This window comes from Pseudomonas izuensis (assembly GCF_002356535.2).
GTDB classification, from domain to species: Bacteria; Pseudomonadota; Gammaproteobacteria; order Pseudomonadales; family Pseudomonadaceae; genus Aquipseudomonas; species Aquipseudomonas izuensis.
The window spans coordinates 4,746,907-4,772,511 of record NZ_AP017423.2 but is presented as its reverse complement, the minus strand read 5'-3'; the positions used below and the strand labels follow the sequence as shown (position 1 = coordinate 4,772,511).

20 protein-coding genes are annotated in these 25,605 nt (G+C 58.5%); 8 read left to right on the top strand and 12 right to left on the bottom strand.

Features of this window, described 5'->3' with window-relative positions:
• Window positions 1-90: 90 nt before the first annotated feature.
• The gene (locus LAB08_RS21010; RefSeq protein ID WP_096509894.1) at window positions 91-1,260 is read right to left on the bottom strand and encodes an aromatic ring-hydroxylating oxygenase subunit alpha; all 1,170 of its coding nucleotides are present in this window, start codon (window positions 1,258-1,260) and stop codon (window positions 91-93) included.
• Between the two features lie 85 nt (window positions 1,261-1,345).
• On the opposite strand from LAB08_RS21010, the gene LAB08_RS21005 reads away from it, so the two are divergent.
• Window positions 1,346-1,648 (top strand): hypothetical protein, encoded by a 303-nt coding sequence (locus LAB08_RS21005; RefSeq protein WP_096509895.1) that lies wholly within the window; start codon window positions 1,346-1,348, stop codon window positions 1,646-1,648.
• Here the strand turns inward: LAB08_RS21005 and LAB08_RS21000 are convergent.
• Both LAB08_RS21000 and LAB08_RS20995 read right to left on the bottom strand, forming a co-directional pair.
• Window positions 1,615-2,796: an acetyl-CoA C-acyltransferase family protein gene (locus tag LAB08_RS21000; RefSeq protein ID WP_096509896.1), complete on the bottom strand. Its 1,182-nt coding sequence runs from the start codon at window positions 2,794-2,796 to the stop codon at window positions 1,615-1,617. The two genes, LAB08_RS21005 and LAB08_RS21000, sit on opposite strands and share 34 nt — an antisense overlap.
• Entirely contained in the window at window positions 2,793-3,575 is a 783-nt protein-coding gene (locus LAB08_RS20995) for an enoyl-CoA hydratase-related protein (RefSeq protein ID WP_096509897.1), read from the bottom strand. Before LAB08_RS20995 ends, LAB08_RS21000 begins: the two co-directional genes overlap by 4 nt.
• A gap of 208 nt (window positions 3,576-3,783) precedes the next feature.
• On the opposite strand from LAB08_RS20995, the gene LAB08_RS20990 reads away from it, so the two are divergent.
• From LAB08_RS20990 to LAB08_RS20980, 3 genes are read left to right on the top strand one after another with little or no spacing between them, the layout of a single operon-like run.
• Entirely contained in the window at window positions 3,784-4,887 is a 1,104-nt protein-coding gene (locus tag LAB08_RS20990) for a polyamine ABC transporter substrate-binding protein (RefSeq protein WP_096509898.1), read from the top strand.
• Window positions 4,888-4,917: 30 nt separating this feature from the next.
• A complete protein-coding gene (locus tag LAB08_RS20985) occupies window positions 4,918-6,336 on the top strand; it encodes an aminotransferase (protein WP_096509899.1) in 1,419 nt (472 codons plus the stop codon).
• Entirely contained in the window at window positions 6,333-7,241 is a 909-nt protein-coding gene (locus LAB08_RS20980; RefSeq protein WP_096509900.1) for a helix-turn-helix domain-containing protein, read from the top strand. The genes LAB08_RS20985 and LAB08_RS20980 overlap by 4 nt, the downstream gene beginning before the upstream one ends.
• A 133-nt stretch (window positions 7,242-7,374) precedes the next feature.
• Here LAB08_RS20980 and LAB08_RS20975 read toward each other — a convergent pair whose 3' ends face one another.
• The 9 genes from LAB08_RS20975 to paaA all read right to left on the bottom strand — a co-directional run bounded on the left by LAB08_RS20975 (window position 7,375) and on the right by paaA (window position 15,097).
• On the bottom strand, window positions 7,375-7,689 hold the full coding sequence (locus LAB08_RS20975) for a hypothetical protein (RefSeq protein ID WP_096509901.1): 315 nt from the start codon (window positions 7,687-7,689) through the stop codon (window positions 7,375-7,377).
• A 508-nt stretch (window positions 7,690-8,197) separates the two neighbouring features.
• Complete coding sequence (locus LAB08_RS20970; protein ID WP_096509902.1) at window positions 8,198-8,506, bottom strand: addiction module antidote protein; 309 nt, start codon at window positions 8,504-8,506, stop codon at window positions 8,198-8,200.
• A 2-nt stretch (window positions 8,507-8,508) separates the two neighbouring features.
• The gene (locus LAB08_RS20965; RefSeq protein WP_096509903.1) at window positions 8,509-8,802 is read right to left on the bottom strand and encodes a type II toxin-antitoxin system RelE/ParE family toxin; all 294 of its coding nucleotides are present in this window, start codon (window positions 8,800-8,802) and stop codon (window positions 8,509-8,511) included.
• 382 nt (window positions 8,803-9,184) lie between these two features.
• Window positions 9,185-11,239 carry a phenylacetic acid degradation bifunctional protein PaaZ gene (paaZ, locus tag LAB08_RS20960; RefSeq protein WP_096509904.1) on the bottom strand — a complete coding sequence of 685 codons (2,055 nt, stop codon included), beginning with the start codon at window positions 11,237-11,239 and terminating at the stop codon, window positions 9,185-9,187.
• A gap of 160 nt (window positions 11,240-11,399) precedes the next feature.
• Window positions 11,400-12,476, bottom strand: a complete 1,077-nt coding sequence (gene paaE, locus LAB08_RS20955; protein WP_096509905.1) for a 1,2-phenylacetyl-CoA epoxidase subunit PaaE — start codon at window positions 12,474-12,476, stop codon at window positions 11,400-11,402.
• Window positions 12,477-12,507: 31 nt separating this feature from the next.
• On the bottom strand, window positions 12,508-13,041 hold the full coding sequence (paaD, locus tag LAB08_RS20950; RefSeq protein ID WP_096509906.1) for a 1,2-phenylacetyl-CoA epoxidase subunit PaaD: 534 nt from the start codon (window positions 13,039-13,041) through the stop codon (window positions 12,508-12,510).
• Window positions 13,028-13,789 carry a 1,2-phenylacetyl-CoA epoxidase subunit PaaC gene (paaC, locus tag LAB08_RS20945; RefSeq protein WP_096509907.1) on the bottom strand — a complete coding sequence of 254 codons (762 nt, stop codon included), beginning with the start codon at window positions 13,787-13,789 and terminating at the stop codon, window positions 13,028-13,030. The genes paaD and paaC overlap by 14 nt, the downstream gene beginning before the upstream one ends.
• A gap of 8 nt (window positions 13,790-13,797) precedes the next feature.
• Window positions 13,798-14,079 (bottom strand): 1,2-phenylacetyl-CoA epoxidase subunit PaaB, encoded by a 282-nt coding sequence (paaB, locus tag LAB08_RS20940; protein WP_007943393.1) that lies wholly within the window; start codon window positions 14,077-14,079, stop codon window positions 13,798-13,800.
• Between the two features lie 28 nt (window positions 14,080-14,107).
• On the bottom strand, window positions 14,108-15,097 hold the full coding sequence (gene paaA / locus LAB08_RS20935) for a 1,2-phenylacetyl-CoA epoxidase subunit PaaA (RefSeq protein WP_096509908.1): 990 nt from the start codon (window positions 15,095-15,097) through the stop codon (window positions 14,108-14,110).
• Between the two features lie 947 nt (window positions 15,098-16,044).
• Between paaA and ccrA the strand changes: the two genes are divergently transcribed.
• The 4 genes from ccrA to LAB08_RS20915 are packed head-to-tail and all read left to right on the top strand — an operon-like array spanning window position 16,045 to window position 25,599.
• Window positions 16,045-17,253, top strand: coding sequence for a crotonyl-CoA carboxylase/reductase (ccrA, locus tag LAB08_RS20930; RefSeq protein WP_096509909.1), 1,209 nt, complete (start codon window positions 16,045-16,047; stop codon window positions 17,251-17,253).
• A gap of 4 nt (window positions 17,254-17,257) precedes the next feature.
• Window positions 17,258-19,114, top strand: a complete 1,857-nt coding sequence (locus tag LAB08_RS20925; protein WP_096509910.1) for a non-ribosomal peptide synthetase — start codon at window positions 17,258-17,260, stop codon at window positions 19,112-19,114.
• A gap of 1 nt (window position 19,115) precedes the next feature.
• Window positions 19,116-24,881, top strand: coding sequence for a type I polyketide synthase (locus tag LAB08_RS20920; protein ID WP_172901576.1), 5,766 nt, complete (start codon window positions 19,116-19,118; stop codon window positions 24,879-24,881).
• Window positions 24,871-25,599 (top strand): thioesterase II family protein, encoded by a 729-nt coding sequence (locus LAB08_RS20915; protein ID WP_096509912.1) that lies wholly within the window; start codon window positions 24,871-24,873, stop codon window positions 25,597-25,599. The genes LAB08_RS20920 and LAB08_RS20915 overlap by 11 nt, the downstream gene beginning before the upstream one ends.
• Window positions 25,600-25,605: the final 6 nt, after the last annotated feature.

Below are 25,605 nucleotides of genomic sequence, written 5' to 3'. Positions count from 1 at the left end.
GCTAGCGATAGCGGTGGGTCAGGCAAAATCAGCGTCGGCTGACACACCGCCATCGCGAGCAAGCTTTGCTCCTACAGGATGTGGGCTGGTTCAGATCGCGGACTCACCATGAATCCCGTTGAACACCAATCGATGAAAGTGATGCACCAAATGCTCGCTCTCATTGCTGCGCTGGGCATCGATCATGTAGCGGCCCTGGTCATACCCCAGCGAATGCAAACCCTTCTGCACCGAGATATTCAGCGCAATGTCCTCCGGCCCCAGGTCCTCGTTCATCCACTTCATGCACTGCTCGCTGACCTTGGCGGTCTCGGCATTGTTGGAGTAATACCCGAAGCGCAACAGCGAGCGTTCGGCGTCCAGCGGAATCATGATGAACGAGCCCAGGAACTCCGAGAACGGGAAGGTGTAGAAGGTGTTGTTCGGCCACAGGCCAATGTTGAAGAAGCACTCGTCCGGGTTCAGATCCTTGCGCAGCGGCACGCCGTAGGCTTCGGTCACCGTGAGATTGGCCGGGGCGATGTAGGTCCACCAGTTGTCGCGTTTGGTCAACTGATAACCCTTGAAGTCGATGAGACGGGCCAGGTCGATATGGCAAGGCCCCGACAACTTGAAGTGATAACCCTCGATGGAGTTGTCCATGATCACCTTCCAGTTGGCCGGCACGATCACGTCCTGTTCCTCGATCAGGCGCATGTTGGCCAGGTCCGGAAACACCCGGCGCATTTCTTCATCGGCCCCGGGAAACAAATCCCGCAGAGAAGGCGCCTTCGGATCAAGATTGAAGTAGATGAAACCGCCCATTTCCTCGGTGCGGATCTGCGGAATGTTGAACTGCTGCAACTCGAAGTTCTTCATCTTCTCGCACCGGGGCGCGCTGCGCAGGCTGCCGTCCATTTCGTAGCACCACGAGTGATAGGCACAACGCACCACGCCCCCGGTAGTGTCGCGACGCTCTTCGAGCAAGCGATTACCGCGATGCTGGCAGACGTTGTGGAAGGCATGGATCTGCCCCTGCCGATTCTTCGCCACCACCACGCTCTGGTCGAAAATATCCGTCACCACATACTGCCCCGGCTCGGCGAACTCACTGACATGCCCGGCCACATGCCAGGCATGCATGAAAATGTTGTCGCGCTCGGCCTTGAACAAGGTCTCGTCGTAGAAGTAACGCGAGGGCAGGGTGAAGGCTTCTTCCGGGTCCTGATGATCCCAGCCGTCGATCGAACCTGGGGATTTGAGAGTCTGGACATTGAGCATCGGGGCGATCTCCTCGGTGACTGGCGCCGCACGGTACGGCTTTGTTGTGGGTCCTAATCTAGGGGGCGAGGAGGAGGGGGGATTGATGGAAAGCGACCAGTTGCGAGTGGGAAATATCAAGGCGCAGGTTGTTGTTTGCGGGAAATTCTATGTTGTCTTTAACACCGCTATCGCGAGCAAGCTTTGCTCCCACAAGGGATTCGTGGTGTTGCCGGGTATTGTGTTCGGCCACGATCAACTGTGGGAGCAAAGCTTGCTCGCGATGGACGTCAACGATAACGCGTGCTGTCTGACTGAACGCGTTGTCTGGACGTCTTTCGCGAGCAGGCTCGCTCCTAGAGGTTTATCCGTCTATCAAGCCCGCTCAAAAATCGCCGCAATCCCCTGACCACCACCAATGCACATGGTCACCAGCGCATAACGGCCACCGGTACGATGCAGTTCGTGGATGGCCTTGGTGGCGATGATCGCGCCGGTGGCGCCCACCGGGTGACCGAGGGCGATGCCCGATCCGTTCGGGTTGACCTTGGCCGGGTCGAGGTCGAGTTCCTGGCTGACGGCACAAGCTTGTGCGGCAAAGGCGATGTTGGCTTCGATCACGTCCATGTCGGCCACGGTCAGGCCGGCACGCTTGAGGGCGATACGGGTGGCCGGAACCGGGCCCAGGCCCATCAGTTCCGGCTCGAGGCCGGCGTGGGCGTAGCTGACCAGGCGGGCGAGTGGGCGCAGGTTGTTGACCTGTACCGCAGCACCGGTGGCCATGACCAAGGCAGCAGCACCGTCGTTCAGGCCCGAGGCGTTGCCGGCGGTGACCGAGCCGTCTTTCTTGAACGCGGGCTTCATCGAAGCCAGTTGTTCCAGGGTGGTGGCACGAGGGTGCTCGTCGACGTTGAATAGCTGGGTGCCTTTGCGACCCTGGATTTCAACGGTGGCGATCTGGTCGGCGAAGTAGCCGTTGGCGATGGCATGGGCCGCGCGTTTCTGGTCTTCGAACGCCAGGGCGTCCTGCATTTCGCGGGTAATGCCGTTGCGCGCGGCGACGTTCTCGGCGGTGATGCCCATGTGAAAGTTCTGGAACGGGTCATGCAGGATGCCGAGCATATAGTCGACGGCCTGGACATTGCCCATGCGCGAGCCCCAACGGGCCGAAGGCAACAGGTACGGGCCGCGGCTCATGGATTCGGCACCGGCGCCGATGGCGATGTCGGCGTCACCCAACAGCAGGGTCTGCGCGGCGCTGACGATGGCTTGCAGGCCGGAACCGCACAGACGGTTGACGTTGTAGGCCGGGGTTTCCTTCGGGATGCCGGCGTTCATCGCGGCAACGCGGGAGATGTAGGCGTCGCGGCATTCGGTGGGGATCACGTTGCCCATCACCAGGTGGCCGACGAGGGCCGGGTCCACGGCGGCACGTTCCAGGGCGGCCTTGACCGCTGTGGTCGCCAGGTCGGCCAGGGGCACGTCCTTGAGCGAGCCGCCGAAGGAACCGATGGCGGTACGGGCGGCGCTGACTACGTAGATTTCCGGGGTGTTCATGGCTGGTTTCCTTTCGGTGGATTCTTATCTGTACTGCGATTGAGCAGGGCGTTCAAGGCGCTTTTCGCCTCGTCGGTGTTCAGGCGCTGAATGAACAATGTGTTCTCTTCGCGCAGGGTGGCTTGCAGTTCGGCCATGCCGTCCTGCTTCATCAATTGTCGGGATTGGCGCAAGGATTGCTGAGGCATTGCCAGAAAACGCTGGGCAATCTTGTTGGCCGCCTCAAGGCACTGCGCGCCGTCGTCGAAGGCTTCGTTGGCCAGGCCCCATGCCACTGCTTCGTCGCCATTGAGGCCTTCGCCCAACAACAGCAGACGCGCGGCACGGGCCTGACCGAGCAGGCGCGGCAACAGCAGGCTGGCGCCGAATTCCGGGCACAGGCCGATGTTGACGAACGGCATGCGCAACTTGGCGTTGCGGGTCACCAAGACCTGATCGCAATGCAGCAACAGGGTGGTGCCGATGCCGATGGCAGCGCCGCATACCGCGGCAATCAAGGGCTTTTGCAGATGCGTCACGGCGCGCATCAGACGGAACGCCGGGCTGTCGAGGTGAGTCGGTGGCTCTTGCAGAAAGTCCACCAGGTCGTTGCCGCTGGTGAAGCAGTTCGGGCCACCGGTCAGGATCACCACGCGGATCGAATCGTCCTCGTCGGCCGCGAAAATCCAGTCGGCCAACCGCGTGTACATGGCGTTGGTCAGCGCGTTGAGCTTGTCGGGGCGATCGATGGTCAGCGTCAGCACGCCATCGCGTTGTTCTTGTTTGATCAGGTCAGTCATGGCTGGCGCCTGCGGAGTCGGTTTGGCGGCCACTTTAAGCGGCAGGCAAACCCCGGAGCTATGACAAAACGGGTCAACCACCCTGATGCTTTTTGCCATGTCATCGGCTGACACACCCATTCGGGGTATGGATTCACCCTGCGAATCGCCCAATAGTAGGTTCATCCGCTCATCCAGAGCCGAACTCGCTCGATAAGGTGAATGTGCAATGCGCAAGACACTGAAGGTGATTTCCAGTCTGTTTGTTGTTTCGTTGGTCATCAATGCCCATGCCGCTGACGTGGACGACAGCAAAACGCTGCGGCTCTACAACTGGGCGGATTACATCGGCGAGAAGACGCTGGCGAATTTCGAGAAAGAAACCGGCATCAAAGTCATCTACGACACCTTCGATGCCTATGAAACGGTGCAGGCCAAGTTGCTGACCGGTCACTCCGGTTATGACCTGATCGTGTTGAACGCCTCCCTCGCGCCGCCGCTGATCCAGGCCAAGGTGTTCCAGCCGCTGGACAAAAAGCTGCTGCCGCGCTGGAACAATCTTGACCCGAAAGTCTTGCAGGACATGCAGGGGTTTGACCCGGGCACTCACTATTCCGCGCCCTACACCTGGGGCAGCAATGGCGTCACCTACAACGTCGACAAGATCAAGGAGCGCATGCCGGACGCACCGATCGGCTCGCTGGCGATGATTTTCGATCCGAAGATCGTCTCCAAATTTGCCGACTGCGGCGTGACCCTGCTCGATGCGCCCACCGAAGTCATTCCCATGGCCCTCAAGTACCTCGGCCGCGACCCGCGAAGTGCCGCGCCGGAGGACCTCAAGGCCGCCCAGGAATTGCTGTTGTCGGTACGGCCGTACATCCGCAAATTCGATTCGGTCAATTACCTGACCAGCCTGCCCAATGGCGATGTGTGCATGGCCATGACCTGGTCCGGCGACTACGCCACCGCCATGGCCCGTGCCGAAGAGGCCAAGAAGCAGATCAACCTGGCCTACTTCATTCCCAAGGAAGGCTCGCTGATCTGGTTCGACAACATGTACATCCCGGCCGACGCGCCGCACGTGGCCAACGCCCACAAGTTCCTCGATTACCTGATGCAACCGCAGGTGATGGCCGATGTGAGCGATTACATCAACTACGCCAACAGCAACGCGGCCGCCACGCCTTTGCTCAATGCCAGCGTGCGCAATAACCCGGCGATTTATCCCGATGAAGAGATTCGTCAACGACTGTTCCCGCAGAAAACCCAGGACGCCAAAGAGATGCGCGCCATCACGCGGGTCTGGAGCACGGTGAAGAGCGGGATCTGATCGTCCACTTGTTCAGTTTGAGGTTTGTGTATGGCTACTCCAATCAAGAAAGTATTTTCGCAGGCCGAAGAGGCTGCACTGGTCAAGGCTGACAAGGCCCACCACATGCACGGCTACCACATGTTCGACGAGCACGCCGAACAGGGCTCCCTGAATATCGTCGCCGGCGAAGGCACCTACATCTACGACACTCAGGGCAACCGCTTCCTCGATGCCGTGGGCGGCATGTGGTGCACCAACATCGGCTTGGGCCGCGAGGAAATGGCCGAGGCCATTGCCGATCAGGTACGGCAGCTGGCTTATTCGAATCCGTTTTGCGACATGTCGAACAACGTGGCGATCCAACTGTGCGAAAAACTCGCCAGTCTCGCTCCCGGCGACCTCGACCATGTGTTCCTGACCACCGGTGGTTCCACGGCGGTGGATACGGCTTATCGCCTGATCCAGTACTACCAGAACTGCCGTGGCAAGACGGAAAAGAAGCACGTCATCGCCCGTTTCAACGCCTATCACGGCTCGACCACTTTGACCATGTCGATCGGTAACAAGGCCGCCGACCGGGTGCCGGAGTTCGATTACGCCAACCCGCTGATCCACCACGTGTCCAACCCCAACCCTTACCGTGCACCAGAGGGGATGGACGAGGCGCAGTTCCTCGAATTCCTGGTCAAGGAATTCGAAGACAAGATCCTCTCCATTGGCGCAGACAAGGTTGCCGGGTTCTTCGCCGAGCCGGTGATGGGTTCGGGCGGGGTGATCATTCCGCCCAAGGGTTACCTCAAGCGCATGTGGGAAGTCTGCCAGCGCTACGACATCCTGTTCGTCGCCGACGAGGTGGTCACGTCCTTCGGGCGCCTGGGCAAGTTCTTCGCCTCAAAAGACGTGTTCGACGTGCAACCCGACATCATCACCACCGCCAAGGGCCTGACGTCGGCTTATCTGCCACTGGGCGCGTGCATTTTTTCCGATCGCATCTGGAAGGTCATTGCCGAACCGGGCACTGGCCGCTGCTTCACCCACGGCTTCACCTACAGCGGCCATCCGGTGTGCTGCACCGCGGCGCTGAAGAACATTGAAATCATCGAGCGGGAAAACCTGCTGGCCCATGTCGACGACGTCGGCGGCTACCTGGAACAGCAACTGGCCACACTGCGGGATTTGCCGCTGGTGGGGGATGTGCGCTGCCTGAAACTGATGGCCTGCGTGGAGTTCGTTGCCGACAAACGTACCAAGGCCTTGTTTGCCGACGAAATCAACATCGGCGAGAAAATCCATTCACGGGCTCAGGCCAAGGGTTTGCTGGTGCGGCCGATCATGCACCTCAACGTGATGTCGCCACCGCTGATCCTGACGTATGCACAGGTCGACGAGATCGTCGACATCCTGCGCGAGTGCATCCTGGAAGTGGCGGCCGAGCTTCAAGCGAGCGGCCAGTACGCCGGCCAATGACTTCATCAGTCAGGTTGTTACCAAGGCCTTGTTCACCCGCTAGACTGCGGGTCATGAGCAGACCAAATGACGAAGCGCTGATCGCAATGCCCTTCGGGGCACTGCATAAATGGCATGGGGGAATGCGCGAGGCATTCGCCCATGTCGACGAGCCCGACGCCCTGCAATACCTGGCAGCGGCGTTGGGGGAGCTGGTGTCCATCGAGTCGATGATGATCAGCCTGGAGCGCAAGGACCGCGTGCCCCAGTTGCTGTATCAGCGCGGGATTGCCGAGCAATATCAGGTCTCGATTCTCGAACGCTATTTTGCCGGCGGCTACTTGCTCGACCCGTTCTGTCTGGCGGTGGAGCAGGGGTTGGCGCAAGGCTTCTATCACCTGGAGGAAATCGCTCCGGACAACTTCTTCGACAGTGATTACTACAAGACCTATTACCTGAATGTGGGGTGTTCGGAGGACAGCTACTACATCGTCGATACCGGTAATGACACGAAGATTTCCGTCAGCCTCTTCCAGGGCCACGGCGGTGAATGCCTGCGGGTCGACCAGTTGAACCTGCTGCGCGCCGTCGAACCGCTGGTGCGCGAATTCGTCAGCGAATTCAGCCGGCGTGGTTTGCTGCGCAATAGCGAGATCCAGTGCAATCACGAACAAGGCCTGCGTGATGATCTCAAGCACCGGGTGCAATCGGCGTTCGAGCATTTCGGCAGCGATTTGCTCACCGAACGGGAGCGGGAAGTGGCGCACATGGTGCTGCGGGGGCACTCGGTGAAATCCACCGCCAGCCAGATGAACATCTCCCCGGAAACCGTGCGCATGCACCGCAAGAATCTGTACCTGAAGCTGGAAGTGGGTTCTCAGTCGGAGTTGTTTGCGCTGTTTATCGAGTGGTTGCGCGGGCATTGATTGCCCGGCACAACCAATAACCCTGTAGGAGCGAGCCTGCTCGCGAAAGCGGTGTATCTGTCGATAAATCATCGCCCGACACGACGCCTTCGCGAGCAGGCTCGCTCCCACAAGGGATCTCCTACAGGGTGGGTCAGCGCGCTCGCAACCGTCGCCCGACCACATCCAGCACATCACAGCCATCGCGCAACGGGATGGCGCAGAGCAATGAAAAGTCGCTGAGGATGAAGGATTCGCACTCGATCGAACCACGCATGGACAGGTTTTCCAGCACTTGGGTGACGGCGCGGATTCGGTAGTTGGCGGCGTCCATCAGGATGTCGAGCGGTGCTTGGGTGTCGACGAAGAGGGTGGGCATTTCACTGCAATTGCTGGTGAGTGCCATGAAGCGGTTGTCGGGATGTGGGGCTGGTTTTTCGTAGGGTGGATCAGGATGAATGGTTTTCATGCTTTTGGACTCTAGAGAAGGGAAAAGCGGAGCTACCAAAAGCCTTCCTACGGGCCAGGGTGGCAGCCATGTACGGGGTAGGAATATCGAGTCCCTAGCACCTCGACCACGCCGAAGCGTGCCCGTACATAGCCGCCGCAGCTGATAGTACGGACGCATTTGAACGGTCGCAAACCAGGTAATTGGCGCCAACGTGGTACTAGGGAATCTGGAGGTTCCTACACCCCACCACTGAATTTCAGTGACCACCAAAGACTATCGATTGAGCGCCTTCCAAACCAGTTCACGCAAATCGCCACAGTTCGAAGGAAATCTCCGAAGACCTTGCCCAGAAATGTCCTAGGACCTGTGGAGCTTACATCCGCAAAACCGGGGTGGTAGGTTGTGGATGAGGCACAACGGCATGATCAAAGCCTAGGAAAAACAGAAATGTCCTACGTCAATTAACTCCTGGATCACCTCAACCCCTGTAGGAGCGAGCCTGCTCACGAAGGCGGTGTGGATTCACTCAAGAGTTCGAGTGATTGATGACATGACCCGGCTGCGCATACAGATCGATGCCCAACGCGTGAATCACTTTCAAAACCGTATTGAAACGTGGTTTTGCGCCTGGAGCGAAGGCCTTGTACAAGCTTTCGCGACCCATTCCGGAATCTTTGGCTACCTGTGTCATGCCGCGAGCCTTTACTACGTAACCGACGGCGCGAAGAAATTCTTCATTGTCACCATCAGCCAGTACCTGAGACAGGTATTCGCTGATGGCCTCATCGCTGTCGAGCAGAGCCGCCATATCGAAAGTCGTCAAAGTCTGGCTCATGGCTAGACCTCCTTTGCCAATTTTTTTGCACGTTTGATATCAGCGTTTTGAGATGACTTGTCGCCCCCGGCAAGCAAGACGATGACGACTGTCTTGCGCATCGTGAAGTAAATCCGGTATCCGGCACCTACATCCACGCGCATTTCGGAAACGCCATCACCTACTGGCTTGATATCGCCCAAATTTCCCGCGCTAGCACGTTCAATGCGACGGGCTATGGCTACCCTTGCCCGCAAATCACGGATTGAGGTGTGCCATGCGGAGAAAGTCGCTGTTTGCTGGACAAGATAATTCATTGCGCGACTGTATCCAAATGGATACGAACGAGCAGTCAGACATTTCTTGGATTAGCGATGGTTTATTCCGCGAAATATGTGGGGCTGTGCGGTACGGCGAGGATCTTCTGTGGGAGCGAGCCTGCTTGCGAATTCGGGTTGTCAGTCAATGATGATGTCGACTGACACTCCGCTTTCGCGAGCAGGCTCGCTCCCACAGTAGATAGGCGGTGGAATACAAAAACTGTGACCACCCAAAAAACTGTAGGAGCAAAGCTTGCTCGCGATAGCAGAGTGTCAGGCGACGATGATGCCGCCTGGTACTCCGTTATCGCGAGCAAGCTTTGCTCCTACAGGTGGTTGCTGGTTGACCACAAGATTTGTGGTCAACCAAGAGGCCTGATCAGTCTTCGCGTTTCACCACCAGCGTCAAAATGTCATAACTGGCCACCAGATCACCCAACTGGTTGGTCACTTCCACATCCCACGCCACCACCCCTTGCGGGATGCCTTGCGGGCTCTTCTTGCCCTGGTCGATCTTGCGTTTGCAGGTCAGGCGGGCCTGGATGGTGTCGCCGATGCCCACCGGGTTGATGAAGCGCAGGGTGTCGAGACCATAGTTGGCCAGCACCGGGCCGACGCCGGGGGAGACGAACAGGCCGGCCGCGGCCGACAGCACGAAGTAACCGTGGGCGATGCGCTTGCCGAATTGCGATTCCTTGGCTGCGATGTCGTCGAAGTGCATGTAGAAGTGGTCGCCCGACAGGCAGCCGAAGTTCACCAGGTCGGTTTCGGTGACGGTGCGACGGTGGGTCAGCAGCGACTCGCCGATCTGCAGGTCCTGGAAGTAGCGACGGAACGGATGCACGTCGGTTTCGATGACCTTGGCGCCGCGCACATACTCACCGGTGACCGCTGCCAGCATGGTCGGCGAACCTTGTACCGCCGCACGTTGCAGGTAGTGTTTCACCGCACGCAGGCCGCCGAGTTCTTCACCGCCGCCGGCACGGCCCGGGCCGCCGTGCTTGAGTTGCGGCAGCGGCGAGCCGTGGCCGGTGGATTCGCCGGCGCAGTTACGGTCCAGTACCAACAGGCGACCGTGGAGGGCGGCTGCGACCGGAACGGCCTTGGCTGCGATCTGTGGATCCTTGGTCACCAGACTGGCGACCAGGCTGCCTTTGCCGCGAGCGGCCAGGGCCAGTGCCTCGTCGATGTCGTCATAAGCCATCAAAGTGCTGACCGGACCAAACGCTTCGATGTCGTGAGCGCCGCCTTCGGCGTGCGGATCGCGAGCCTGCAACAGGGTCGGGGCGAAGAACGCGCCCTTGTCGACGTTCACGCCGCGTGGGTCGAAGCCGTCGCGGGCACCGAACAGCAGGTCGCTGCTCTGCAACAGCATTTCCAGGCGCTCGGCCACGTCTTTCTGCTGATCGTGGGAGGCCAGTGCGCCCATGCGCACGCCTTCCACTGACGGATCACCGACCACGACTTTGGCCAGACGATCACGCAGGCGCGTGGCGACCGCATCGATATGCTTGGCCGGGACGATAGCGCGGCGGATGGCGGTGCATTTCTGCCCGGCCTTGGTGGTCATTTCCTTGGCCACTTCCTTGATGAACAGCTCGAACTCTTCGTCGTCCGGGGTCACGTCCGGGGCGAGGATCGCGCAGTTCAGCGAGTCGGCTTCGGCAGTGAACGGCACCGAATTGCGGATCAGGTTCGGGTTGACCCGCAGCTTGGCGGCGGTGTCGGCTGAACCGGTGAAGGTCACCACGTCCTGGCCTTGCAGGCGGTCAAGCAGGTCGCCGGTGCCTCCGATGATCAGTTGCAGGCTGCCCGCCGGCAGCAAGCCGGATTCGTCCATCAGGCGCACCACGGCTTCGGTCAGGTAGCTGGTGGCGCTGGCTGGCTTGACGATGCACGGCATGCCGGCGAGGAAGCTCGGGGCGAACTTTTCCAGCATGCCCCAGATCGGGAAGTTGAAGGCGTTGATGTGCACCGCCACACCGCCGCGAGGCACCAGGATGTGGGTGCCGGCGAAAGTGCCCATCTTGCTTAACTGAAGTGCCGGGCCTTCGTGGACGACATTGCCCGACGGCAGTTCACGCGAGCCGAGGCTGGCGTAGGTGAACAACGTGCTGTTGCCGCCTTCGATGTCGATCCAGCTGTCGGCACGGGTCGCGCCGCTGTGGTGGGAAATCGCGTAGAGCTGTTCCTTGCGCTCGGCCAGGTACAGGGCCAGTGCCTTCAGGCGCTGGGCGCGTTGCTGGAAGTCGAGCGCCATCAGGCCGCTGACGCCTTGGCGGCGACCGTGCTCGATGGCTTCGGCGAAGTCCGGGCGCTCTTCATGGGTACGGAAGATTTCATGGCCGTCGATGGCGCTGCGCAGGGTTTGCGCGCCTTGCTGGCCGATCCAGCGACCGGCGATGAAGCTTTGCAGGGTAGGGGCGTGGGACATGGCATTGATTCTCAAAAGTTTTGAAAACACCGCATGACCACTGTGGGAGCGAGCCTGCTCGCGAAGAGGGCGCGTCAGTCGACATCATCATTGACTGGCCCACCGCTATCGCGAGCAGGCTCGCTCCCACAGGGTTTTGTGTTGTTCTTGTGGATAGGTATCAGAGCTGGTCGAAATCCAGCACGACTTTGTCGCTGATCGGGAAGGCCTGGCACGACAGCACATAGCCGGCGGCCACTTCGTAGTCTTCCAGCGCGTGGTTGCTGTCCATTTCCACTTCGCCTTCGATGACCTTGCACTTGCAGGTCGAGCACACGCCGGCCTTGCACGAGTAGGGCAGTTCGGCGCCCTGGGCGTTACCGGCGTCGAGGATGCTCTGGCTGTTGCGTGGCAGATCGAAGGCCAGGGCGCGGCCGTCACTGATGACGGTGATCTGGCTGACCGCCGAATCGACTTGGCGGGCGGCCTCGCGGGCTTCGCGTTTCTGCTGGCTGCCGGCGGCGGCGAACAGTTCGAAGTGAATGCGTTCCGGTGCCATGCCCTTGGCCTTGAGGCTGTCGCGCACGGTCTCGGTCATTTCCTGCGGGCCACAGATGAAGGCGGCGTCGAGGGCCTTGACGTCGAGCCAGCGGCTGAACAGTTGCTCGCATTTCTCGGCGTTGATCCGACCGTTGTACAGGTCGACGTCCTGTTGCTCACGGCTGAACACGAAGATCAGGTTCAGGCGTTGCAGGTAGCGGTTTTTCAAATCTTCCAGTTGTTCGCGAAACAGCGCGCCGGAGCTGGAGCGGTTGCCGTACAGCAGGGTCACGCGGCTGTGGGGCTCGGTTTCCAGGGTGGTCTTGATGATCGACAGAATCGGCGTGATGCCGCTGCCCGCGGCCACGGCCAGGTATTGACCATGACGAGCCGGGTCGAGTTCGACGCTGAAATGCCCGGCCGGCGGCATGACTTCCAGGGTGTGCCCGGCTTTCAGTTGTTCGTTGGCGTAGGCGGAAAAACGACCGCCGGCCACGCGCTTGACCGCAACACGCAGTTCTCCGTCGTTGACCCCGGTGCAGATCGAGTACGAGCGGCGCACTTCTTCGCCATCCAGCTGGGTGCGCATCACCAGGTGCTGGCCCTGGGTGAAGTGGAAGCTGTCTTGCAGTTCCTGTGGAATCTCGAAGGCGATGGACACCGCGTCACGGGTCTCGGTGCGCACGTCCTTGATGGTCAGGCTATGAAACTTGCTCATTGTTGTTCTCCAGCTGGACGGACGACGCCGCTCAGATGCACTTGAAATAGTCGAACGGTTCCCGGCAATCGACGCAGCGATACAGCGCCTTGCACGCGGTGGAACCGAACTCGCTGAGCACCTCGGTGTGGACGCTGCCGCATTGCGGGCAGGCGATCACCGGGCTTTCACCGAGCAGGCTGCGCTTGCTGGTACTGCCCTCCGGCGGTGCGATGCCGTAAGCGCGCAGGCGCTCACGACCGCTGTCGGTGATCCAGTCGGTGGTCCAGGCCGGGGTCAACTTGCGCTCCAGGCGCGGGGCGTTGAAGCCGGCCTGTTCCAGGGCGGCACGGATGTCGCCCTCGATCACTTCGGTAGCCGGGCAACCGGAGTAGGTCGGGGTGACCACCACATGCAAGTGGCCGGCTTGCCAGTCCAGGTCGCGGACGATGCCCAGGTCTACCACGCTGACCACCGGCACTTCCGGGTCCATGACTTCGGACAGGATCGCCCACGCGGCAGCCAGGTCGGTCGGTTGTGCCGGCCGGGCGCCCTGGTCGCTGGCGATCAGATCACCAGGTTGCATCGGGGTACGCTCGTGGCAGGAACTGCATTTCGGCCAGCAGAATGCCCAGGTGTTCGGTGTGCAGGCCCTTGCGCGCATTCAGGTAGAAATAGCTTGGCGCGGCCGGTACGGGCAGGGTGGCGCTGGCGAAGATCTGTTCGACCTTGGCTTGCCAAGCTGCGGCAACCGTGGCGATGTCCGGGGTGATGCCGGCCTCGCACAGGCGCTGTTCGCTGTCATCGGCGGCGATCAGTTCGACGGTGAAACGCCAGACTTCCGGGATGGCCGCGAGCATGCGCTTGTGGCTTTCCTCGGTGCCGTCACCCATGCGCTCGATCCACTCGCCGGAACGGCGCAGGTGATAGGTGACTTCCTTCACGGCCTTGGCGGCGATGCCGGCAATACGCTCGTCGCTGGACTGGCTCAGGCCCTTGAGGACTTCCAGGTGCCAGGCGTCGTACAGGAACTGCTTGAGCATGGTCACCGCGAAGTCGCCGTTGGGTTGCTCCACCAGCAGCAGGTTGCGGTAGGCACGCTCGTCGCGACGGAACGCCAGGTGATCGGCGTCACGGCCATCGTCCAGCAGTTCGGCGGCGTATTCCAGCCAGTTGCGCGCCTGACCCACCAGGTCGAGGCCGACGTTCATCAGTGCCAGCTCTTCTTCCAGAGCCGGCGCCTTGCCGCACCATTGGCACAGGCGCTGGCCCTGGATCAGGGCGCTGTCGCCCAGACGCAGCAGGTATTCGATCAGATCAGTCTTGTTATTCATGGTCGGCCTCACATGTGCCCGACTTCGGCCGGCAGCTCGTAGAAGCTGGCATGGCGGTAAACCTTGTCGTCCGACGGATCGAACAGCGGGTCTTTTTCATCCGGCGACGAGGCGGTGATCAGTGCCGACGGCACCACCCACAGGCTCACGCCTTCGCTGCGACGGGTGTACAGCTCGCGGGCGTTTTCGATGGCCATGGTGGTATCGGCGGCATGTACGCTGCCGACGTGCTTGTGGTTCAGGCCGTGCTTGCTGCGCACGAAAACTTCGAAGAGGGTCCACTCGGACATTTCAGTTACTCCACATCAGGTGGCCGGATCAGGCGGCGTTCTTGTTTTGTTTTTTGCGGGCGTGGGCGACGGCGGCTTCGCGAACCCAGGCACCGTCTTCAATCGCTTTGCGGCGAGTGGCGACACGTTCCTGGTTGCACGGGCCGTTGCCCTTGAGCACTTCGTAGAATTCGTCCCACTGGATCTGGCCGAAGTCGTAATGGCCGGTCTCGGCGTTCCACTTCAGGTCCGGATCGGGGCAGGTGCAGCCCAGCAGTTCCAGCTGCGGAATGGTCTGGTCGATGAAGCGCTGACGCAGTTCGTCGTTGCTCTGGCGCTTGATCTTCCAGGCCATGGATTGCGCGCTGTTCGGTGAGTGTTCGTCACTCGGACCGAACATCATCAGCGACGGCCACCACAGGCGGTTGATCGCGTCCTGGACCATGTCTTTTTGCGCCTGGGTACCGTGGCGCATCATGGTCAGGAGGATTTCGTAGCCCTGGCGCTGGTGGAAGCTTTCTTCCTTGCAGATGCGAATCATCGCCCGCGAGTACGGACCGTAAGAGGTGCGCTGCAATACCACCTGGTTAACGATCGCCGCGCCATCCACCAGCCAACCCACCGCGCCCATGTCGGCCCAGTTCAGCGTCGGGTAGTTGAAGATGCTCGAATACTTGGCTTTGCCACTGTGCAGCTTGTCGATTTCTGTATCGCGATCGGCGCCCAGGGTTTCCATCGCGCTGTACAGGTACAGGCCGTGACCGGCCTCGTCCTGGATCTTGGCCATCAGTTGCAGTTTGCGTTTGAGCGATGGCGCGCGGGTGACCCAGTTGCCTTCGGGCAGCATGCCGACGATTTCGGAGTGAGCGTGCTGGGAAATCTGCCGGATCAGGGTCTGGCGGTAAGCATCTGGCATCCAGTTCTTGGCTTCGATCTTGATTTCTGAATCGATTTTTTCCTGGAAAGCGCGCTCCTGTTCGGACATCTCCGACAGGTCTTTTATGCGCTTTACGCCTGTTTCTACTAGCTGTGCGTACATTTTGGTCTCCGGCCTCTTTTTTGTTCAGGGGCATTTCGCGGGCATGGAGAACTTTATAAGCGATACAGAAATTAATATCAAACTGAAAATATCGTGTCGTATGGATTTTTGTATCGCTTTGGGATGAGTGGTTGGTTTTTGGGTGGGTGGGTCGGTGTACATATCCGTTGCTTCGGTAACGGCTACTGACGGTTTAGCCCTTACGGCGAGTCCCTTTGGCAAACGCCCCAAAGGAACCAAAGGTCTCGCCCCGGCGTCCGGCCCCTCGCCAAGGCTCGGGGTCACCTTGCTCCAGTCCTGCTCCGTGGGCCCGTCGCACTGGGTCATCCCTGGCCCACTGCGCAGTGGCCTCCACTCGGCCGCTCGGAGGGACAAGAAGATCAAGATCGAAAACCAGATCAAAAGCCTGCCAGGAGGCCTGACAGCTGACCTGGTTTTTTTGAGATGCACCTCCACCCTGTGCGAGCTTGCTCGCAATGGCGGGCTACGGGCCGACCTGTCTATTGCTGGGCTCCGTGAAAAACCTTTTTTTACCGTGAAATTTGAACTGTCGGAGATTTGCCTTCGAAAGTTTCATTTCTGAGTATGTGCTTTTAGTTCCAACACTCGAAGTAATTCGGTAGGCGTCAGTATTTGAAAAAATATAAAGGATGTTTATTTTGTTTAAATAAGTGTAGGAGGGAAGTTACGTTGTTTTGAGATATTTCTGGGGTTGAATTGGGAGCGGTACTTCACTGATTGTAAGTGCCGTCTGAAATTTGTGTTTTTCTTTGCGTCAATTTTTTAAATGTACTAGGTTTCGGTTTGCTGACGATCAGTCGTTGATTGGTGGGCCGGATTTCCTCGTCGTATTTTTGAATAGTCAGCCTGCTATGGGTGGCTGGTAGTTAGGTGTGCAGCGGAAGGACTATTTAATTTAACTAACAAAAATTCAAGGTGCTCTAGATATGAACAAGGTGGGCGTGACACTTGATCCTACAAGTCTTAATGTTCCTGAGATGATGTTGGCGCAAATTATTAGAGCTGAGAGGTATGGCCAGCCATCGAGTGCATTTGCTATTGAGTCGATACCTGTTCCTTGCTTTAAATCCGATGAATGCTTAGTCAAGGTCATGGCTGCAGGTGTCAATCACAATGGTGTTTGGGCTGCACGAGGATATCCCGTAGATGTCATTGATCTTCAAAGGTCTCGTGGTGAGAAACAAAACTTTCATATTGCCGGATCCGATGCTTCCGGAATCGTTGTTGCGGTAGGCAAGGACGTAGGCGATATCTCTATCGGTGATGAGGTGGTCCTGCACTGCGGTTGGTGGGATTGCGATGCAGTGGCCGATGAGATCATGGATAAATCGGCAAAAATATGGGGTTATGAAATCAACTTTGGAGCCTTCGCGGAGTACACCCGGGTCAAGCGGCAGGCAATTCTGCCTAAGCCCGCGCATTTGAGCTGGGAGCAGGCTGCGTCCTACATGCTCTGCGGGGCGACGGCCTATCGCATGCTGCATGGCTTTGCCCCACATACGGTTAAACCGGGCGATGTGGTCCTCATATGGGGGGGCAGCGGCGGAATGGGTTCGATGGCTATTCAATTGGTCAACGCCGCTGGAGCCATCCCCATTGCTGTAGTGAGCAGCGACGAAAAAGCGGATTACTGTCGACAGATTGGTGCCAAAGGCACGATCAATCGTCAGGAGTATGGGCATTGGGGCGTCCTGGACGATATAGAGGATCCGGCTGCATATGCCAAATGGCTGAGTGAAGCCAGGCGTTTTCAGCATGAAATCTGGCGTTTGGTAGGTGATAAGAAAAACCCCAATATTGTTATTGAACATCCTGGCGAAGATACATTTCCGACATCCTCCTTTGTGTGCGCGCCCGGTGGAATGGTGGTTATTTGTGCCGGAACCAGTGGGTACAAGGGGACCTTCGATATCCGCTATCAGTGGATGCGACAGAAAAGGTTTCAGGGTTCTCACTTTGCCAATCTGGCTCAATGCAGTGCATTCAATAAGTTGGTTCGTCAGGGGCTGGTAAACCCTTGTTTAACTAGAATTTTTGATTTTGAAGATTTGCCGGAAGCCCATCAGATTATGTTCGAGAATAGGGAGCTTTTGGGTAACTTTGCCATTCGAATCGGTAGTCGTCGGGAGGATTGAGCGAATGTTGTTTATTCAAAAGTTTGTCGATCTCGCTCGTGCGCTCCCCGAAGTGCCGGCCATTGTTGATGTGTCGTCGAAGCTTTCATACGGCGAGTTATATGATCAAGCGCAACGCTTGGCCGAGGTTATCGCTTCGACAAGTTCGGGCTCGATGATCGGTGTGTTGATGGAGAAAAGCGTCGATTACATAGTCTCGATACTGGCTATTCACTTATCGGGGCGAACAGTCGTACCACTGGACAGGAGTTACCCGGTTGAGCGATTACGGCAAATGATCACTTCCATCGACTTGTCGTTATGCCTGCTGAATGAGCAGGAGAACGTCGAGTTGACCGTGATGCTGGACGAGTGGACGCGCTCGCTGCGTATTGATGAACCCACCGCGCCGTCGGTAGGTACCGGCAGTGTCGAGATTACGCCCGAGACACTGGATGAAGTGCCGGCTTACGTTGTCTTTACTTCCGGGACTACCGGGCAGCCCAAACCGGTCATGGTGCCGTATCGATCGCTGAGCACCCTGATCGACTGGATGGTGAAAGCGCCGGGTCAGGCTGGCACCACGTTGTTGTATGCGGCCCAGGGTTTTGATGTTTCATTTCAGGAGATCTACAGCGCGTTGTGCCATGGGGATCGTCTGCTGGTCATCACGGACGAACAAAAGAAAGATCTGCACGAGCTGACTCGAGAGATGGTTTCTGCGGCAGTCACGCGCCTGTTTCTGCCAACCTCAATGCTGATCCCTTTCGTCACGTTCAATCTTCACGACTCGCAAGTGTTGGCTGATCTGCAGGAAGTGATCTGCGCCGGTGAGCAGTTGAAGATTAGCCCTGTCGTCAGGCAATGGTTCAAGGCTCATCCCCAATGCCTACTGATCAATCACTACGGTCCGGCCGAAACGCATGTGGTGATGGAGCATCGGCTCGGTGGCGAGCCAGAAGACTGGCCGGATCTGCCGCCCATCGGTCAAGTCACCCAGGCCAGCACCGCTTACCTGCTCGATGACGAGCTACAGCCAGTCATACCGGGTACCAACGGACAGCTCTACATCGCCGGCCGCTCGCTGGCGCTGGGTTACTACGGCATGTCCGCGCAAACGGCAGAGAAGTTTGTGACACATCCCGAGACACACGAGCGGATGTACAACACCGGCGACATCTGTGTCCTGAACGAACAGGCGTTGTTCGAGTACAAGGGTCGGCGTGACCGACAGTACAAGGTTCGCGGCTACCGGGTCGAGTTGAAAGAAATCGAGACCGTCGTCGCTGATTCCGAGCTGGTCGACGATTGCCTCGTCGTGGCCCGACAGTCCGGCCGGACTACGACGCTGGTCCTGTACTTCATGGCCCAGGAACGTGATCACGATCCCAGTATGAGCCTGCATACGCATCTGGCGGCAAGACTGCCCGATTACATGCTGCCGTCCTTCTACAAAAAGATTGCGGCCATTCCTTTGACGCAAAACGGCAAGGTCGATCTGCAAAAACTGCCTCAAGTCGGTGGGCTGCGATCGCACATTTCAACGAGCTACGTTGAGCCGCATGGTGAGCTTGAAACGACGGTGTGCGAGCTGGCGGCGTCCTGTTTTGGTCTTGACCGGCTCGGTGCCAACGATAACTTCATGGACGTCGGTGCGAACTCCATCACTCTGATTTCCCTGTTGGCCGAACTGCGTTATGTGCTGGCCCATGACTTCCGCCAGACCGATCTGTTCGAGTACCCGACGCCCAGGCTGTTGTGCGCCTGTTACCAGTGCTCGCTGGATACGACGCAACAGATTGCCCCGGCGGTTGCGCCCGCCAGCAACCGAAAACAGAGATCGGCCGCCATTCAACGTTTTCAGGAAAGAAAGGGGGACTGACATGCACAATCATGAGGAGTATCAAGAACCGTCGGATGAAAGTGACATTGCGATTGTCGGTATGTCTTGCCGTTTTCCGGGGGCAACATCGATCCACCAATACTGGCAAAACCTGTTGAACGGTGTTGAAAGCATTCATGTCGAGACCGACGCGGACGGGCAGATTTGGGCTCGCGCCGAGCTTCCGGGTATAGAAGACTTCGATTACGGTTTTTTCGGGTTCAGTTACAAGGAGGCCCAACTGCTGGATCCCCAGCACAGGATCTTGCTCGAGTGCGCGTGGGAGGTGCTGGAGGATGCATCGTTGCACGCGCAGACCGGTTCTGTTGGCGTGTTCTGCGGTGCCGGCCCTAGTTCCTATTTCATCAACAATGTTCACGGCCTGCGTGCCCGCGACAGCGCCTGCGGCTTGTATCAATCCTCCGAGGCTCTGGCGCAATTCATGGCCACGGACAAAGAGTTCCTCGCCAGTCGCATCGCTTATAAGCTCAACTGTTGCGGTCCTGCGGTAAACGTTCAGGCCGCCTGTGCGACGTCGATGTTCGGTATTCAGGCCGCCATTCAGGCGCTATTGCTGAGGGAGTGCGATGCGGCACTGGTCGGTGCCGCCGCGGTCTCTGTTCCGCAATCGATCCCCTACTATTTTGAGCCCGGCATGCCATTCAGCGCCGATGGGCATTGTCGTCCGTTCGATGTTAAGGCCAGCGGAACAGTGTTCGGTTCGGGTGCTGCGGTAGTTGGACTGAAGAGGCTTGGTGACGCTCTGGCCGACGGCGATCAGATCCATGCGGTGATTCGCTCGGTCGCCACCAACAACGATGGTGCTCATCGAGCGGGTATGTCGGCGCCTTCTGTGGCCGGGCAGGCTCGGGTCATTCGCGAGGCACTCGATATCGCCGGTGTCGGCCCCGAGCAGGTCAGCTACGTCGAGGCCCATGGCACCGCGACCCCCATTGGCGACCCCATCGAAATCAAGGCCCTGGCCAATGCCTTTGCCGACCGTGACCGCGAACACACCTGTTACCTGGGGAGTGTCAAAGGCAATATCGGACACCTGGGATGGGCGGCCGGGATGGCCGGTCTGATCAAGGCAGTCCTGATCGCTCGGCACAAGGTGATCCCCCCGACCCTCAACTTCGAACAGTACAACCCGCAGCTGTACATTGAGGAAACCCCCTTTACTGTCAACCGGCAACAAGTGGTCATCACGACGCCTCACGTCATCGTCGGGGTCAGCAGTTTTGGCTTGGGTGGCAATAACTCGCACTTGATTGTCGAGACGGCGCCGGCACCGAAGGTTGCCAGTTCATCACTCGACCATGAGCGGTTATGCCTGATTCCCGTCTCGGCCAGAGAGCGCGACGGCCTGCAGCAGCTGTGCGCCGGTTACCGGCAGTTTCTCGAGGCTCAGACGGACGACAGTTTCCCGCTATTTGCCGCCAATCTTCTGCATTCCAGATCATTGTTCGAGCAGCGCACGTACGTCATCGCCAGTCATCGCAGGGAAGCCATCGACGCACTGGCCGGGTTGACCTTCGACGCTCGGCCGCCGGCGGCGACTGCGCCACGGGTTGGCCTGATGTTTTCCGGTCAAGGCGGCGAACATCGGGACATGGGGCGAGAGCTCTATACCCATGAAGCGCTGTTCAAAGCCGAGCTGGATGCGTTCGACCCGGTCTGCCAGGACGTCTTCGGTGCCTCTGCCGCCAATCTGTTGTTCGATCCCCGGATCAACGGGCAGGTCGAGCAGGATATCGCCCGCTCGCAGCCCATGACATTTGCGCTGCAAGTGGCGATGGCGCGTCTGTTCCTATGTAATGGCATCGCCCCCGTGGCAGTGTTTGGGCACAGCCTGGGTGAGTACGCGGCAGCCTGCATTGCGGGGGTGTTCAGCCCCGAGCAGGGTTTCCGAATGCTTGTAAAGCGCAGCCGACTGCTGGATTCGCTGGGAGACATCGGGGCCATGGTAGTCCTTGGGGGCGATCACGAGTGTGCGTCGAGATTGATTGAACGAACGCCAGGCGGGCTGTCGATTGCCGCATTAAACGCGGTAAATAACACGGCGGTATCCGGAACGCTGGAAGCGGTAGGTCTTCTCCTGAAAAACGCGGACGCCGCCGGGGTGAGCGCAACGCGATTAAAGATCTCACGTCCCGGGCACTCCTCTTTGTTAGACCCGTTACTGGACAGCTTTGAAGCCTATCTGGACAGCGTCGAACTGAGCCCACCTGTTCGTTCTTTCATTTCCACTGTAACGGGAACACTGGCCGGCGATGAGGTGGCGACCTCGCAATATTGGCGTCGTCAGTTGCGTGAAACTGTGAATTTCCGAGCGAGCGTTGCCGCTGCACTTGACCTGGGTTGCACTCACCTGGTCGAGATCGGGCCGAAAGCCATGCTGTCAGGTCTGGTGCTCAGCGAGGCCGGAGACCGTTTGAGCATGCTGCCCATGGCTCGGGGCGGGCAGAGGGATCATCGACAGTATCTGACGGTGTTGGGTGAGTTGTTCCAGGCGGGCGTCGATGTTCACGTCCCGGTCCAACAAGGGCGAGTGCCGATACTGGCAGGTTTGCCGACTTATCCTTTCCAGCGCGTTCGCTGCTGGATTGAAACGTCTGAGCCGGTTCACGCCCAAGCCAAACACACCTATCAAACGGTTTGGCAGTCGTTGACGGTGGAGCGGATGGACAGCCACTCGGCTGCCGGACAAAAGGTTCTGTTTCTCGCGCCGAACGAGGCATTCAACGAGGCTGAAGCCCGCTACCTGAAAAACTCCTTCGGCCAGTTTCACTGCGTTGCGTTGAATCGCTTCATGGGCATTGACGCGTCATCGCGCGAAGCCTTGGATTTCATTGCAGCGCAGGATTTCGACGGGATGTGGGGGGAGTATGCCGAGGGCGTAGACAGGGTGTATCTCGACCTGCGGCAGTTGCGGAACAATGACGCATCCACGGCAGTCAGCACCTGCGCGCGAGTCTTGAACCTGTTGCGCTCCGTGCCTGACGGTTATGACCGGCGACCACAATTTTGTCTGTTGTTTGCCACGGAGGCCAACCGCGATGAGGACATGAGCCTCAACCCGGTGGCAAACAGCGTCGTGGGCATGCTTCGCTCGGTGTTGATCGAAGAGCCTGACTGGAAGGTGACCGTCCTCAACTTCATCAGTGAGCAGTCGCCCACAGGTATCGAGGATGCCAGCCCGATCGTGTTGTTGCCGTTAACCGACGAGCTCGTCGTCACGGTCAGACAGGCGCAAGCCTTCGTGCCCCGGCTGGAAAGGACAATGGACAGCAATGACGCCAGCTTCAGCTTCCCTGTCGATAACAGTTACCTTCTGATCGGCGGCGCTGGCGGCATCGGCAGGCAGTTGATCGAAAGCCTTTGCGCTGATCAGGTCCAGTGCATTCATGTTATCGGGCGCTCGGCACTACCTGGTGAAGCGATGCAAGCCCTGATGATACGTTACCCGAGCATCCGGTATCTGGGGTTCGACCTTTCGTCCGATCAGGGGCGGGACGAGTGTGCGAAGTGGCTGCAAAGTGCAGCGATTGGCAAGGTGACCATTTTCAATCTAGCCGTCGATCTCAATGACCAGTTATCCAGTGAGGTTCAGGTTGCGGATCTGCAGCGTTCGTTCGAGGCCAAATGCACGAGTGTCCTGACCCTTTACCAACTGCTGTGTGACCAGGGACGGGCGATCGACTGTGTTTTCAATTTCTCTTCAGCCACTTCGATTCTGGGTAATGGCGGACAGTCGACCTATGGTGCGGCCAGCGCCTTTCTCGACGCCGCCCATGAGGCATTGTTTCTCCGGGCGTCCAGGGTACTGACGGTCAATTGGGGGGTGTGGGGCGATGCCGGAAAACTACGCGATAACTACCAGCGAATGCAGGTGCTCAAAGCCAGTGGCTTGAACAGCCACAGCAGTGAACAGGGCTTGCTTTTTATCCGCCAGTTACTGGCCGGTCCATCCCGAATCGCTGGGTTCATGAACATTGACGCCAAGGTCCTGGGCGACAGATCTTGGGTTTGTGCACGGTTCCTTGAGCAGCTGGTGACTGATGACAGCAATAAAGACAGGACCCGGCCGGCCAGCGTTTCGGCTCGCCTTCTCGAGTGTGCCGACGAAACCCAAATGGGTAGCTTGCTCGAGACCTGGCTCGTAGAAACGATTGATTCGCTGGTCGGTCTGGAGGCGTCGAGCCGTGGACGCTACGACATGATCAAAGAGTTTGGCTTCAAGGCCCTGGGCTTTGACTCATTGGCTCTGGTGCAACTGAAGAATGCACTCGTCACGCAGTTTGACCTGCAGTGGACCGTCAAACGCTTTAACTCCATGCAGGCGTTAAGTGAGTTGCATGCCCTCCTTGTGTCCCACGTCACTCAGCCGGCATGGCGTGCAGCCCATAGTGAGCGCAACGGCTCTGTTGAAATGGGTGTGCAGGGCACAGCGGTTTCATTGCAACAGATGCGGTGGATTTCGCTTATTGGCAAGGACTATGGTCTGCGCGTCATTCCCTATTTGATTTACTGTCACTTCGACGCCGAGCACTGCCGGAAGGCGCTGTTCCAAGTGGTGGATGAGCATCGGTTGTTGCGAACGTTTTTCCCGCAAGGACGGCCAACAGTCAGAACCTCCGCTGAAGTCCTCCAGGGCTTTGGGGTGCTGTTTACGGATTTGTCTTCACAAACGGCTGCGGACAAAGCGCAGCAGATTGGGGCCTGTGTGCAGGCCATGGCGCAGGCGTTGCCCAAGCCTGAGGATAATGTGACCTGGACGATTCACTTTATCGATGTCGGGGAGCCATTCTTCATCGCGCTGCTAGGGGTTCAACATCTGGAGTTCGATGGCAAATCCCTGACCCTGTTTTTTGACCGGTTTGGCGAGTGTCTGCATCGCCTCGCCGAGCATCAGCCACTGACGCGTATCGATCACGAAATGGGTTATGCCGACTATGCGCGACGTCAACAGCAGTACCTGAGTGAACAGTGGGGCACCGATGCCCGTTTCTTCAAGGGGCTGTACAACGCCTTTGAAGGCCCGACCGTGTTGCCCGCGCACCCGGGGTTCACATCCACGGCCGCTTGTTCGTCGTCCCGCTACAGCATCGAAGTCGCCGGGGCGAACCGTGTTTTGAGCGAATTGGCCGAGCGTTACGGATTCAGCGTGTTCAATGCAATTTTGTATGTTTACGCCACGACCATGGCCGACGTCATCGGCTGCGATCAGTTGATTGTCAGCGCGATCAACAGCGGGCGCGGCTTGAGCGAGTTCAACAATGTGATCGGTCCGTTCACCTCTCCGCTGCCCGTACCAATCACTGTGCATCACGACTGGTTGAGTGGCATCTCAACGGTCGCACACGCGCTGGAGGCCATTCAGGGTTATCCATTCATGCACCCGTCCATGTTGATCGGTGAAGTGTCGGCGTTTTCCGGGATGGCGCACGACACCTACTTTTCGGACGTGGGCATCAACTTCCTCAACTATCGCCACACCGCTGAGGCCCCGGGCAAGGTTCGGATCGAAGGAGTGGAGATCCTTGGTCCGGTATCGGAGGGGCTTCTGTCAGGGGCCAACGTCGAAGACATGCGGCGAGTACCGGGTCTGCATCTGGTGGTCGAAATCAACGGCGATGATTTGCGCTTCAACTTCTGGTTCCACACCCAGCGCTTCTCGACCGCCGAAGTTGAAGGCTGGGGGCACCGCATGGTGCAGCACCTGAAGCAACTGATGAGTATGGCGAGGGCAACCGATGAGCACTGAGCCGCTGACGCTGCTGTGCTTCTCGTACGCGGGTGGCAGCGCCAGGTTCTATGCGCGCTGGCGCCGTGTGTTGCCGTGCGTAAATGTGATTCCGGTCGACATTCCGGGACGGGGAGGAGCGCAGGATACACCGGCATTGGTCACCCGCGACGAACTGATCGATTACTTGCTGGCCCACTACGCTCGATGGTGCGTCCCCCCCTTTGCACTCTTCGGCCACAGTCTGGGCGGGCGTATCGCGTTTGAGTTCCAGTGGGTGCTGGAACAAACGCGGGGGCTCAAAGCCGTGCGGTTGTTCGTCAGCGGATGCCTGGCACCTGAACGGTTTGCCGAGGCCATGCGTATCCGCGAGCGGGATCTGAGCGATTTAACCTTATTGCGAGTGCTGGCAGGACTAGGGGGAACACCACCGGAATTGATGGCCAATCCGGCGCTGATGGACGCGGCATTGCCTATGATCAGGGCCGATTTTCAGTTGGCTATCGACCTTTCGAAAAGCGCCGTCACTCCTGTTTCCGTGCCTATCGATCTGTTGCTGGGCAGCCGGGACAAGGTCACCAGTCTCTTCGAAGACTATCCAGGCTGGACACGTCATACCTCCCGTGGATGCCAGGTGTCAGTCATTGCGGGGGATCATTTTTTTATTCGTTCCCAAGCAATATCGGTCGCCAGACTGGTGGGGGAAAAACTGCAGGAGTTTGCATTGAATGAAGGTTGAACCTGA

Coding starts and splice junctions, on each gene's coding strand:
- LAB08_RS21010 (WP_096509894.1), bottom strand. CDS start 1,260: ATGCTCAATGTCCAGACTCTCAAATCCCCAGGTTCGATCGACGGCTGG.
- LAB08_RS21005 (WP_096509895.1), top strand. CDS start 1,346: ATGGAAAGCGACCAGTTGCGAGTGGGAAATATCAAGGCGCAGGTTGTT.
- LAB08_RS21000 (WP_096509896.1), bottom strand. CDS start 2,796: ATGAACACCCCGGAAATCTACGTAGTCAGCGCCGCCCGTACCGCCATC.
- LAB08_RS20995 (WP_096509897.1), bottom strand. CDS start 3,575: ATGACTGACCTGATCAAACAAGAACAACGCGATGGCGTGCTGACGCTG.
- LAB08_RS20990 (WP_096509898.1), top strand. CDS start 3,784: ATGCGCAAGACACTGAAGGTGATTTCCAGTCTGTTTGTTGTTTCGTTG.
- LAB08_RS20985 (WP_096509899.1), top strand. CDS start 4,918: ATGGCTACTCCAATCAAGAAAGTATTTTCGCAGGCCGAAGAGGCTGCA.
- LAB08_RS20980 (WP_096509900.1), top strand. CDS start 6,333: ATGACTTCATCAGTCAGGTTGTTACCAAGGCCTTGTTCACCCGCTAGA.
- LAB08_RS20975 (WP_096509901.1), bottom strand. CDS start 7,689: ATGAAAACCATTCATCCTGATCCACCCTACGAAAAACCAGCCCCACAT.
- LAB08_RS20970 (WP_096509902.1), bottom strand. CDS start 8,506: ATGAGCCAGACTTTGACGACTTTCGATATGGCGGCTCTGCTCGACAGC.
- LAB08_RS20965 (WP_096509903.1), bottom strand. CDS start 8,802: ATGAATTATCTTGTCCAGCAAACAGCGACTTTCTCCGCATGGCACACC.
- paaZ (WP_096509904.1), bottom strand. CDS start 11,239: ATGTCCCACGCCCCTACCCTGCAAAGCTTCATCGCCGGTCGCTGGATC.
- paaE (WP_096509905.1), bottom strand. CDS start 12,476: ATGAGCAAGTTTCATAGCCTGACCATCAAGGACGTGCGCACCGAGACC.
- paaD (WP_096509906.1), bottom strand. CDS start 13,041: ATGCAACCTGGTGATCTGATCGCCAGCGACCAGGGCGCCCGGCCGGCA.
- paaC (WP_096509907.1), bottom strand. CDS start 13,789: ATGAATAACAAGACTGATCTGATCGAATACCTGCTGCGTCTGGGCGAC.
- paaB (WP_007943393.1), bottom strand. CDS start 14,079: ATGTCCGAGTGGACCCTCTTCGAAGTTTTCGTGCGCAGCAAGCACGGC.
- paaA (WP_096509908.1), bottom strand. CDS start 15,097: ATGTACGCACAGCTAGTAGAAACAGGCGTAAAGCGCATAAAAGACCTG.
- ccrA (WP_096509909.1), top strand. CDS start 16,045: ATGAACAAGGTGGGCGTGACACTTGATCCTACAAGTCTTAATGTTCCT.
- LAB08_RS20925 (WP_096509910.1), top strand. CDS start 17,258: ATGTTGTTTATTCAAAAGTTTGTCGATCTCGCTCGTGCGCTCCCCGAA.
- LAB08_RS20920 (WP_172901576.1), top strand. CDS start 19,116: ATGCACAATCATGAGGAGTATCAAGAACCGTCGGATGAAAGTGACATT.
- LAB08_RS20915 (WP_096509912.1), top strand. CDS start 24,871: ATGAGCACTGAGCCGCTGACGCTGCTGTGCTTCTCGTACGCGGGTGGC.